The organism is Polynucleobacter asymbioticus QLW-P1DMWA-1 (assembly GCF_000016345.1).
Taxonomy (GTDB): Bacteria; Pseudomonadota; Gammaproteobacteria; order Burkholderiales; family Burkholderiaceae; genus Polynucleobacter; species Polynucleobacter asymbioticus.
In genome coordinates, this window is sequence record NC_009379.1 from 1,761,483 (window position 1) to 1,773,639 (window position 12,157).

10 protein-coding genes are annotated in these 12,157 nt (G+C 45.6%); 1 reads left to right on the plus strand and 9 read right to left on the minus strand.

Going from position 1 to position 12,157, the window contains the following annotated elements:
• Positions 1-68: 68 nt before the first annotated feature.
• From PNUC_RS08825 to rpsU, 5 genes are all read right to left on the minus strand, one after another.
• Complete coding sequence (locus PNUC_RS08825; protein WP_143070228.1) at positions 69-824, minus strand: hypothetical protein; 756 nt, start codon at positions 822-824, stop codon at positions 69-71.
• Positions 825-1,421: 597 nt separating this feature from the next.
• Positions 1,422-3,968 (minus strand): RNA polymerase sigma factor RpoD, encoded by a 2,547-nt coding sequence (gene rpoD / locus PNUC_RS08830; protein ID WP_080512739.1) that lies wholly within the window; start codon positions 3,966-3,968, stop codon positions 1,422-1,424.
• Between the two features lie 223 nt (positions 3,969-4,191).
• On the minus strand, positions 4,192-6,129 hold the full coding sequence (gene dnaG / locus PNUC_RS08840; RefSeq protein ID WP_011903535.1) for a DNA primase: 1,938 nt from the start codon (positions 6,127-6,129) through the stop codon (positions 4,192-4,194).
• A 27-nt stretch (positions 6,130-6,156) separates the two neighbouring features.
• Positions 6,157-6,603: a GatB/YqeY domain-containing protein gene (locus PNUC_RS08845; protein ID WP_011903536.1), complete on the minus strand. Its 447-nt coding sequence runs from the start codon at positions 6,601-6,603 to the stop codon at positions 6,157-6,159.
• 116 nt (positions 6,604-6,719) lie between these two features.
• Positions 6,720-6,932, minus strand: coding sequence for a 30S ribosomal protein S21 (gene rpsU, locus PNUC_RS08850; RefSeq protein WP_011903537.1), 213 nt, complete (start codon positions 6,930-6,932; stop codon positions 6,720-6,722).
• Between the two features lie 78 nt (positions 6,933-7,010).
• Between rpsU and tsaD the strand changes: the two genes are divergently transcribed.
• A complete protein-coding gene (gene tsaD, locus PNUC_RS08855; protein WP_011903538.1) occupies positions 7,011-8,084 on the plus strand; it encodes a tRNA (adenosine(37)-N6)-threonylcarbamoyltransferase complex transferase subunit TsaD in 1,074 nt (357 codons plus the stop codon).
• A gap of 35 nt (positions 8,085-8,119) precedes the next feature.
• On the opposite strand, the gene folE2 is transcribed toward tsaD, so the two are convergent.
• The 4 genes from folE2 to xseB are packed head-to-tail and all read right to left on the minus strand — an operon-like array spanning position 8,120 to position 12,039.
• Positions 8,120-8,947: a GTP cyclohydrolase FolE2 gene (folE2, locus tag PNUC_RS08860; protein WP_011903539.1), complete on the minus strand. Its 828-nt coding sequence runs from the start codon at positions 8,945-8,947 to the stop codon at positions 8,120-8,122.
• A gap of 25 nt (positions 8,948-8,972) precedes the next feature.
• Complete coding sequence (gene dxs, locus PNUC_RS08865) at positions 8,973-10,874, minus strand: 1-deoxy-D-xylulose-5-phosphate synthase (RefSeq protein WP_011903540.1); 1,902 nt, start codon at positions 10,872-10,874, stop codon at positions 8,973-8,975.
• A gap of 16 nt (positions 10,875-10,890) precedes the next feature.
• A complete protein-coding gene (locus PNUC_RS08870; protein WP_011903541.1) occupies positions 10,891-11,805 on the minus strand; it encodes a polyprenyl synthetase family protein in 915 nt (304 codons plus the stop codon).
• Entirely contained in the window at positions 11,806-12,039 is a 234-nt protein-coding gene (xseB, locus tag PNUC_RS08875) for an exodeoxyribonuclease VII small subunit (protein ID WP_011903542.1), read from the minus strand.
• Between the last annotated feature and the right edge of the window lie 118 nt (positions 12,040-12,157).

Here is a 12,157-nt window from a genome sequence, read left to right on the forward strand (position 1 = left end):
ATCCGTACCAACTTCAAATGCACAGCCCATTAGATCAAGCAAATGGGCTGTCAACCCCTAAATTAAGTTCAATTTTTCAAAAATGGAAATGAAGTAGCAGCCCTAATATATAAACTCTCTGTAGACTCATGCATTTTGTAAATTACGCCAGCAAATTTATAGTATTGGATATTTTCTGGGGTTCTACAGATTAAAAAAGCGGGGCCTCCACTAATCCCGCCTAAACAGTTTGGTTCTAGCTCATAAGAGCTTGATATCCAGTGCTCTCTTTCAAACTCACAGCAAATGTAATCTGAATAGATATCAGACACGCGGCACGCCCCACTGCTATAAGACCCAAAATTAATTTCCGCATAAGAATCAAGTCTACGTAAATCACCAGGGAATCCACTGTATGCAACAAAATCATTATTTTTGACAATTGCTAAATCACCGTCATGGATGCGGAAAAATGCTTCACCAATACCAATACTCCCCTCTGAAACCATGGAGGCCTGCTCTTCGGTCAATTCAAAAGCAACCACATCCAAGGCCTCATCTTCATATATCAACTGCTTTTCAGGATCAAAATGGACATTTGATATTGAGAAAAATATTTCCCTCTCCTCTCTCAATCTCTTCCTATAGTGCTTAAAAACATGATGACACGTCAAAGCTAAAAATTTATTTTGATATTGCAATAAAGTAGACGTGCCATTATTAATCGATACTCCTGCATCTTTTCCGGGGGTCAACCCAAAATAAATTGGCTTACAAAATCTCAATGGAAATCTTTCCATTTGCTGAAGAAGGTCTGTCTGCATATTCATTTTTTTATTATCCAATTAAAAAACAAAACCCCCACCATTGCTGATGAGGGTTTGCTTTTCTGGTGGGCCCACCAGGACTTGAACCTGGGACCAAAGGATTCCGGTTTGTGTAGCTTTCACTACTCCCTGGACTATGCCTTCATCATATTCAAACTTAACATCTGAACTTAGATGGGTGCCGTCTAGTCTCTACACGTTCAACAATACTTTCGCATTGAAGCTTCGCTCGGCGTTGCCATATTCGTTTAAAACGATTTGTGTATTCGACTGCAAATACAACAATTCGTTTAAACGTCTTTAGGTTTCTCCGAATTTGACACCATCCCTTACACAGTTTCCACGTGCAAGGCACAACTTACGCTATGAGTCCTCTGCTCTAACCAACTGAGCTATAGGCCCTAAAACTTCACATTACTTGCTCTAGTACTCCTGCACTCACTAGGCCAGTAATTAGGTCTAAAAAGTGTAGAAGCACTGTAGAAGCAATTTTTACTACTTTTACTACACTTAAATGCTTGATTTAATTAAGTAATTTTAATAAATCAAAAAACTTAATTAGATTATGAGTCCTCTGCTCTAACCAACTGAGCTATAGGCCCGTTAGTCTTTGGATCAATCCTCTTCGAGGAAGGTCTTGAGTTTGTCGCTACGGCTTGGATGACGCATTTTTCTCAGAGCCTTGGCTTCAATCTGACGAATACGCTCACGAGTAACGTCGAACTGCTTACCTACTTCTTCGAGAGTGTGATCAGTGCTCATCTCAACACCGAAGCGCATACGCAATACTTTTGCTTCACGTGGTGTTAACGAATCGAGAACGTCTTTCACTACATCGCGCATAGAGTCATGTAACGCAGCTTCTGCTGGAGCCAATGTATTGCCGTCTTCAATGAAGTCGCCTAAATGAGAATCTTCATCGTCACCGATTGGAGTCTCCATAGAGATAGGCTCTTTAGCAATCTTCATAATCTTACGAATCTTGTCTTCAGGAATCTCCATCTTGAGCGCCAAAGTTGCAGCATCTGGCTCATGACCAGTTTCCTGCAAGATTTGACGGCTGATACGGTTCATTTTGTTGATTGTCTCAATCATATGAACAGGAATACGAATCGTACGTGCTTGGTCAGCAATCGAACGGGTAATTGCCTGACGAATCCACCAAGTTGCATAGGTTGAGAACTTATAACCACGACGGTATTCAAACTTATCTACCGCTTTCATCAAGCCGATATTGCCCTCTTGGATCAAATCCAAGAACTGCAAACCACGGTTTGTGTATTTCTTAGCAATAGAGATCACCAAACGTAAGTTGGCTACAGTCATTTCACGCTTCGCTTCACGGGCACGCTTCTCGCCAGCGATCATCTGCTTATTTACTTCTTTCAACTCTGGAAGTGGAATCACCACGCGAGTCTGAATATCAATCAATTTCTGCTGGAGTTCTTGAATTGCAGGAACGTTACGTTGCAAGAGAGCGCTATAAGGCTTGTTCTCTTTGAGTAACTTTTCAGTCCAAGTTAAATTCATGGACATCTTAGGAAAGTCTTTTAATACTTCACCACGGTTCACGCCGACTTTGTCTACGAGCAAGTTCACAATGCCACGCTCAAGCTTCCATACTTGGTCAACTTGGGAGCGCATGGTGTCGCATAACTTTTCAACACTCTTTGCCGTTAAGCGGAAGCCGAGTAACTCAGCACGAATCGCTTCTTGCGCTTTAATGTATGCAGGGCAGTTATATCCCTCTTTATCAAACGCACGACGCATCTTTTCAGCTTGCGCACGAACGATTGCAAACTTCTCTAAGGAGATTTGTTTGAGTTCTTCTAATTGTTTTGCGTTAGCTGTTGCAGCACCGCCGCCACCGCCGCCTTCATCTTCTCCGCCCTCTTCGTCACCCTCTTCTGCATCTGGGTCAACTTCAGGTTCTTCAGGCCCTAATTTAATATCTTCAGCATTTGGATCAACTAAACCATCAACAAATTGATCGATTTCCATTTCACCACTGGCGATCTTGTCTACGTTGCTCATAATTTCTGCAATCGTGACAGGGCATGCAGCTAATGCCATTACCATGTCTTTTAGACCAGCTTCAATCTTTTTTGCGATGACGATCTCGCCTTCGCGAGTCAACAAATCAACCGTACCCATCTCGCGCATATACATACGCACTGGATCAGTTGTGCGGCCAAACTCTGAGTCCACGGTGGAGAGAGCTGCTTCAGCCTTTTCTTCAGCCTCCTCTTCGGAAGCTGCAGCTTCTGTATTGTCTGACAGAATTAAGGTTTCAGCATCAGGTGCTTGTTCGTAAACAGTAATGCCAATGTCATTGAGCAAGCTGATCAAAGTTTCTAATGCATCTGCATCAGATAACTCGTCAGACATTACGTCATTCATCTCACCATGGGTCAAGTAACCCTTGGACATACCCATCTTGATCAAAGTCTTCAAGCGAGCACGACGTAACTCTTGTTGCTCTTCAGTACCCAACTGTTGTGCTGCGAATTCTTTTAAGAGCGCCTTTTCTTTTGCTTTACGCTCACGGGCTTTTTGACGGTCAGTTAAAACGGGCTCTGCATTTTCAGCAGGTGCATCAGCCTTAGCCTTGCGACCACGTGTCTTTTCTTCCTCAACAACCTCTACAAGCACCTCAACTTCGTTTGCTTTTTTACCTTTTAGCTCTTTAACAACTTCTACTTTTTCCACCTTAGGCGCTACAGCTACTTTGCCCTTTTTAGCAGGCTCTACTTTTACCTCAGGTTTTACTGCCTTAGCAGGAACTTTGGCTACTGGTTTTGCAGCAGCCTTCACTGGCTTAGCAGGTACTTTTGCTGCTGGCTTTACAACAGCTTTCACTGGTTTTGCTGGAGCCTTTGCTTTTACTGCCGGCTTAGCAGGTGCTTTTGCTGCTGGCTTTGCAGCTGCCTTCACTGGCTTAACCGGAGTTTTTGCTTTTGGTGCTGGTTTTGCTGGAGCCTTTGCTTTTACTACTGGCTTAGCAGGTGCTTTAGCAGGCTTGACTGGAGCTTTTGCCTTAACTACTGGTTTAGCAGGAGTCTTCGCTTTTGGTGCTGGTTTTGCTGGAGTCTTTGCTTTTGCTACTGGCTTAGCAGCGACTTTAGTCGGTTTGACTGGTTTTTTAGATTTGATATTAGGCATTTATTAGCACTTACTCACATTACTGTTATTGGTCTCGACTGATTAAGCACAGCCCCGTTGTCCACTTACCCCAAATTTCTTCAAAATAAAGCGCAAGTGGCTGAATTAAATCGGTTTTTTCTTGGGAACAGAGGATTATAGTCGATTGCGACTTTTTTACCCCTGACTTACCTAAAAATATGGGGTGTTTTTAGGGGATTTCTAGGGGTATTTCAGATAATTCTTAAGAGAATTTCAGCTTTTCGCCTAATTCACGGTAACGCGCCCGATCTTGCTCGGTTGCAGTCCCGCCAGAGAGTCGCTGGGTGATTTCTGTCATTTCCTGCTTGAGATGAGTCAGTTCCAGTTTTTTGAAGGCCCCATCCAGATCCGCCACCGCTCCATCTAGATCCAAATCTGAGTCCATCACCCGTTTTCTGAGTACTTCATACAAAGGTGCGAGCTCGCTACGAGACAGTTGATCCTGGAACATTGCAAATGAACCTGCGCCAACACTGGCCGGCTTACCAGCATCACCAGGTACCAACTCCACTAAATCACATTGCGATAAAAGATCTTGCATTAGGGCATGCGCTTTAGTAGAGCGTTGCTCTGCTGCCTTCAAGGCGAGCGTGCGTTTATTGCCATCCAATGCTTTTCCTAAATGCGGAAACTGTATCAAGACACGCAACATTTGTTCTGCTAAATCAGTCGGCGCTTTAGGAGGCTCAATATTTTGTGCAACCCGTTTTGCTGAACCTTTAGATGCTTGCCATGGTGCACCCTGTCTATTTCCCGTATTGGAAAAATTATTTTGTGAACGGGCTTGGGTCGGTTGATACGCTTGTTTTTGGACTGGCGCTGGCACTACCGTTAAACCACAAAATGCTTCTAATTCAGCAGGGGTGGTATTCGTTCTAATGGCGAGCTCGCGCAATATTTGTGTGCGCAGTGCAATCGGTGGCATCGATAAGAGCAAAGGCTTAGCAGCGTGATGCGTATGGGCTCTACCCTCTGGGGTAGTGAGCTCATGGCCTTCACTAGCAATCTTGAAAAAGAAACTAGAAATTGACATCGCCTCTTTGATGACTTTTTCAAAGGCTGGTGCGCCGTACGCCCGCACATAACTATCGGGGTCATGCTCAGTCGGAAGGAATAAGAAACGAATTTCTTTATCGTCGGACATGAGCGGCAAGCAAGCCTCAAGAGCGCGCTGCGCTGCGCGTTGACCGGCAGAGTCGCCATCAAATGAAAACACGATGCGATCAGTTTGACGTAACAACATCCGCACATGGTTTGCAGTACATGCTGTACCCAAGGTTGCTACGGCATTCGGAAATCCCAATTGGGCCAAAGCAACCACATCCATATAGCCTTCACACACCAATACATATTCTTGCGCGCGTATCGCTTGTCTTGCCTCAAACAAACCGTACAGAGTGTTGCCTTTAGAGAACAAAGGGGTCTCTGGAGAATTTAAATACTTTGGCTCGCCCTGATCCAAAATGCGTCCACCAAAGCCAATGGTTTGACCCTTGGGATTACGAATTGGGAACATCACTCGATCGCGAAAACGATCGTAGCGCTTTACTGGAGCCCCTTCAGCCTGCTCACCCTGAATGATTAAGCCACCTTCCACCAAGGTCTTTGCCACCTCATCATTGCTATAGGGACCAAATACGGCCTCAAGACCTTGCCAACCATCTGGGGCATAACCTAATGAGTAGCGCTTAGCAATTTCTCCAGTAAGGCCGCGACCTTTTAAGTACTCCACTGCGCGAGTATTGCCTTTGAGTTGCTGGCGATACCAATCTGCGGCAGAACTCATAACTTCACTTAAGGCCATGGCTTGCTGTTGGCGGGCTACGTCATTGGCAGCCCGCTCTTCCCGCGGAACATCTAAACCAGCAGAACGCGCCAACTCTTCAATCGAATCTACATACCCTAGACCGGAATACTCCATCATGAAACTGATGGCAGAGCCATGCGCACCACAACCAAAGCAGTGATAAAACTGTTTTGTTGGTGATACGGAAAACGAAGGAGATTTTTCTGAATGAAAGGGGCACAGACCTTGATAGTTTGCGCCTGCCTTTTTTAACTTCACGTGCTGCCCAACCACATCAACGATGTCTACCCGATTTAAAAGATCGGCAATGAAGGATTGCGGGATGAGTGCCATTAGGCTAAGAGTATGCGGTGAGTTCTCTTATTTTGCGAGTGCGGCCTTTACTAAGCCAGAGACTTTTCCCATATCAGCTTTACCAGCCAGCTGTGACTTAAGGGCACCAATCACTTTACCCATATCCTGCGGGCCTGCTGCGCCGGTAGAGCTCACTGCTGCAGCCACAGCTGCCTCTACTTCCGCATCAGATATCTGTTCTGGCAAGTAAGTTTGCAAAATAACCATCTCCGCCGCTTCTACTGCGACCAAATCATCGCGTCCTGCTTTTTCAAACTGAGAAATAGAATCTTTACGTTGCTTGATCATTTTTTCAATCGTTGCAATCACAGCTGCATCATCGAGCACAATACGATCATCTACCTCACGCTGTTTAATAGCGGCCAATAACAAACGAATCGTGCCAAGACGTGCCACTTCTTTTGCACGCATTGCATTTTTCATATCTTCGGTAATTTGATCTTTCAGACTCATTGCATTTTCCTAGTATTGAATATTGAACGATTACTGGCGATTAAAAAGCAAAAACCCGCTGCGTTTCACCGTCAGCGGGTTTAAAGCTTCTCGGTGAAGAGAGCTTTTAAATTCTATTAGTAAAGCTTCTTAGGCAACATTTGGCTGCGAATGCGCTTGTAATGGCGCTTAGCAGCTGCGGCCTTCTTGCGCTTACGCTCAGCCGTTGGCTTCTCGTAGAACTCGCGTGCACGCAAGTCTGTCAAAAGGCCATTCTTTTCAATGGTGCGCTTAAAACGGCGCAATGCCACTTCAAATGGTTCGTTTTCGCGGAGGCGGACTGTAGTCATACTTATTTAACTCGTATATGCTCGATAGATATCGAAAAATTTAACTGAATTGCGATTCTAGCACGACAAAGCAAAAAAATGATTGTTTTAGGAATAGAAACTTCTTGTGACGAGACTGGGGTGGCTTTATACAACACCATACCCTGGGAAGAGGGCAAACCTGCATTCCAGGGCATTCTGGGGCAAGGTTTGCACTCTCAGATCGCTATGCACCGAGATTACGGGGGTGTAGTTCCTGAATTAGCCTCCCGGGATCACATTCGCCGAGTTTTACCCCTTCTGGATGAGTCCTTAGCCCAATCTGGGCTTAAATTAAGCGATATTGATGCTGTGGCCTTCACTCAGGGGCCTGGACTGGCTGGTGCCCTCCTGGTAGGAAGCGCCTTTGCCAAATCCCTAGCTCAAGGCCTTAACTTGCCTTCTATCGGGGTTCACCACCTCGAAGGACACCTCCTTTCCCCGCTTTTAGGCCAAACTGCCCCGCAATTTCCTTTTATTGCCCTTTTGGTTTCTGGTGGCCATACCCAGCTCATGAAAGTCTCAGGCATTGGTCAATACAAACTACTTGGTGAAACCTTGGATGACGCAGCCGGCGAAGCGTTTGATAAAACGGCTAAGTTACTAGGCTTAGATTACCCAGGTGGGGCAGCCATTTCCAAGCTTGCAGAAAAAGGACGGCCTGGTATTTTTGATCTTCCAAAACCGATGTTGCACTCTGGTGATTTAGATTTTTCTTTTTCGGGCTTGAAGACTGCAGTGCTTAATCAAACTAAAAAATTTACAGAAAAAAATATTGTTGGTGCTGATGAGATCGCGCAATTTCATGCGGACTTAGCCAGAAGTTTTGTAGATTCCATCGTAGCTGTATTAGTCAGTAAATCTGAAAAAGCACTCAAGCAAACTGGCTGCAAACATTTGGTATTGGCAGGTGGCGTTGGCGCTAACTTACAGTTGCGCGCTGCACTTAATGAGAAAGCTTCTCGCAATGGTTTCGAGGTGCACTATCCACCGTTAGAACTTTGCACCGATAACGGCGTCATGATTGCATTTGCAGGCGCACTACGAATGTTGGCTGAAAATAATGGCTCAAATACATCGGGTGCTTTTGATATCAAACCCCGCTGGGACTTGCAAAGCAATAATCTGAAATAAATTCAGACCAACACTTTATTTTTACTTTAGTTTTCTTATTTTTTGTGACTGATGCGCGCGAAAGCGCTGTGGTTGTGGATAGACTCGAAGTTCTCAGCATCCACTACAAATGACTGAATACGCGTATCAGCCTTTAGGCGTCCAGCGACATCGCGTACTAAATCTTCTACGAATTTAGGGTTGCTGTAAGAACGCTCAGTAACCCACTTCTCATCAGGGCGCTTCAATAGACCCCATAACTCACTAGAGGCTTCTCTCTCAGCAGCAGAAACCAAATCTTCTACCGTCATTTTAGTTTGGGTATCCAGCACTACTGTCATCGTGACATGTGAGCGTTGATTGTGAGCACCAAACTCAGAGATTTCTTTAGAGCAAGGACATAGACTCATTACAGGAACTTGCGCACGCAAACCCAATTCGACTTCAACACTACCTGCGTCATTTTGCTTGGCAGTTGCCATCCAGGTCACTTCGTAATCCATCAAGCTTTCAACGCCGGAAACTGGCGCCGCTTTTTTCACGAAATGCGTATAAGTAAATTGCACGTGTCCTTCTTTTGCATCTAATAAAGGCAACATGTCGCGCACAAGGGCTACAACAGTAGTGCTATCAATCGCTTCATCTTGTTTTTGCAACAACGCCATGAAACGAGACATATGCGTCCCTTTGACATGCGCTGGCAAAGCCACATCCATCTCAAAGTTTCCTACTGATGGGAAGTTTCCAGTATTGCTGCGAATCATTAAAGGATGACGTACTCCACGAATACCTACCTGCTCAATTGGCAGTGCGCGCTCGTCCCGAGAGGATTGCACATCCGGCATTGCGCTGGCTTTTAAAAAGGCGGGGTTCATGTCATTCATGACTCTATTTTCAAGCAAAACGGGCTTACTTGCCTGAAACGACTGAATTTGCGCTAAATATCGCTGGAAAACGTTGCTTTATGGAATTTGTCATCCCCTCTACATCGAGACCACACTTGGTCATCAGCAGCTGGTAATCGCCATGTTCGACAAATACATCTGGAAGACCTAGCTGCAGTAGGGGTTTATGAATATCTAGCGCGGAAAGTGCTTCTAAGCACGCACTACCAGCACCCCCCTGAATTGCACCATCCTCAACTGTCACAAAATAATCATGATCAGCCGCTAGGGATTTAATCAGATCTACATCGAGTGGTTTTACAAAGCGCATATTCGCAACACTTGCATTGATTCCCTCAGCCACTTCTAAAGCTGAGTACAGTAATGTTCCAAATGCCAAAATTGCTACCCGTTCTCCTGAGGGCGCAGTTGATTGACGACGAATCTCGCCTTTACCTAATGGCACGGTACGCAACTCAGTTGAAGGAATGGTGCCTACACCAGAACCGCGGGGGTAGCGCACTGCGCTGGGATGCGGCTGATGAAAGGCGGTCGTTAACAAGTCACGGCACTCTGCCTCGTCAGCTGGAGTCATCACCAACATATTCGGAATACAACGCAAGAATGGAATATCGTAGGCGCCGGCATGAGTAGCGCCATCCGCACCAACTAAACCAGCACGATCTAGCGCAAATAAGACTGGCAAATCTTGCAATGCCACATCATGAATCAATTGATCATAGGCACGTTGCAAGAAAGTGGAATAAATCGCCACTACCGGCTTCATGCCTTCACAGGCCATACCCGCTGCAAATGTCACAGCATGTTGTTCAGCAATACCCACATCGTAGTAACGCTTGGGAAAATTCTTTTCAAAATCGACTAAGCCAGAACCTTCGCGCATGGCTGGAGTAATACCCACCAACAGAGGATCTGCATGAGCCATATCGCACAACCATTCACCAAAGACTTGAGTAAAGGTCTTTTTACTGGTGAGTGATTTTTTAACGCCTTGTTCAGGATCAAACTTACTTGGGCCGTGATAGAGAACAGGATCGGCTTCCGCCAATTCATAGCCCTGACCTTTTTTGGTCACTACGTGCAAGAACTGGGGTCCGCGCCCCTCTAGAGCAAGCCGTCGGACGTTTTGCAACATCGGAATTAAGGCATCTAAATCATGGCCGTCGATCGGGCCAAAATAGTTAAAGCCAAACTCTTGGAAAATCGTTGATGGTGAAACCATGCCTTTGGCATGATCTTCTAAACGCTTTGCGAACTCACGCAATGGTGGCGCAATCGACAATACGCTATCAATTCCTTTTTTGGTGGCAGAGTAAATATTGCCACTCAATAATCTCGCTAAGTGACGATTGAGCGCGCCAACCGCTGGCGAGATCGACATATCGTTGTCGTTCAAAATCACCACTAGAGGTAAGTCGTCATAAACGCCAGCATTGTTCATCGCTTCAAATGCCATACCACCTGTCATGGCGCTATCACCAATGACGGCAACTGCTACTTGTCGCTCGCCTTTGGTTTGAAAAGCACGCGCCATGCCCATCGCTGCAGAAATACTCGTGGATGAATGCCCAGTACCAAACGCATCAAATTCACTTTCAGAGCGATGCGGAAAACCAGATAAGCCTTTGAACTGACGCAGTGTATGCATCTGATCACGGCGACCTGTCAAAATTTTATGGGGATAACTTTGATGCCCTACGTCCCACACAATGCGATCACGCGGAGTATCAAATACATAGTGCAAGGCAATGGATAACTCAACCGTCCCCAAGTTGGATGACAAATGACCGCCAGTTTTAGACACGGAGTCCAAGATAAATTGGCGCAGCTCATCCGCAAGAGCAGGGAGCTCTTCGCGAGTCAGCTTTTTTAAATCATCGGGTGAATTAATAGAATGTAAAGTCATTGAATCTTATAGGTACTTATTTAGCTCTATTGACGACCAGCAGGGCTAAATCTTTTAAGGCTGCGGATTTACTGCCAAATTCTTTCAAGCTGGCACTTGCAGTTTCTTGCAATGTTTTAGCCTGCTTCTGTGCATAGTCTAAACCCATCAAGGTCACATAGGTGGGCTTGTTTGCCGCAGCGTCCTTGCCGGCCGTTTTACCTAAGGTTTGACTATCAGCGGTAGCATCTAATACGTCATCAACCACCTGAAATGCCAAGCCAAGCGCTTCTGAGTAGACCAGCAACTGAGTCATCTGCGCAGGAGACAAACCGGCAGCAATACCACCCAAAGCTGTTGCACAAGATAGCAGAGCACCTGTTTTCATAGCGTGCATCTGCTTTAAGCCATCAAGATCGAGTTTTTTACCCACGCTTTCCAGATCTATTGCTTGTCCGCCTGCCATGCCACGTGAGCCAGAGGCTGCCGCCAAAGCGCTAATCATTGCTAAGCGGATATTCGCGTCGCATTTCGCATTAGCCAAGATCTCAAATGCACGAGTTTGCAAGGCATCACCCACTAATAATGCAGTCGCTTCATCAAACGCCTTATGCACTGTAGGTCGGCCGCGTCTTAAATCATCATCATCCATGCACGGTAAATCATCGTGCACCAATGAGTAGGCATGGATACATTCAATGGCAACTGCAGCTGCATCTAGGGCCGCATTTTTTTCTTGATCAGCTTGTTCATTTATTGAATTACCAAGTTGGCCAGCCGCATAAACCAATAAAGGTCGAATACGTTTACCTCCGCCTTGCGCCGCATAACGCATCGCTTCATGCAAACGATGGGGAATGGTTTTTTCAGAATCTAGCAAACGGTCCAAAGCAGATTCAGCACGCTGCGAATGAGCGATGACCCAATCCTGAAATTGAAATACAGTGCTCAATTAAGCCTCGAATACGCGAACTTGCTGCTCAACTTGAGCAAGTACACCCTGGCAATGTTTGAGCAAAGCAGTACCTCGTTGATAAGCCAATAAAGTCTCTTCTAAAGAAAATTTGCCAGATTCCATGTCAGAAATCAGCTTTTCAAGCTCTCTCACTGCCTGCTCATAGCGAAGATCTGGATCAATAGTGATCTCAAGACCGGGTTTTTGACTCTCTGACTTCTTGGCTGGCATAAGCTAGTTTCCTTGGTATTTCCCACACGGATAGCCCTACATATTAAAGCGAGAAACCCCTTGAATGGGTATAATCCATCCCTTCCTTTCCAATATCGATCCGTCGATGGTTGGATTG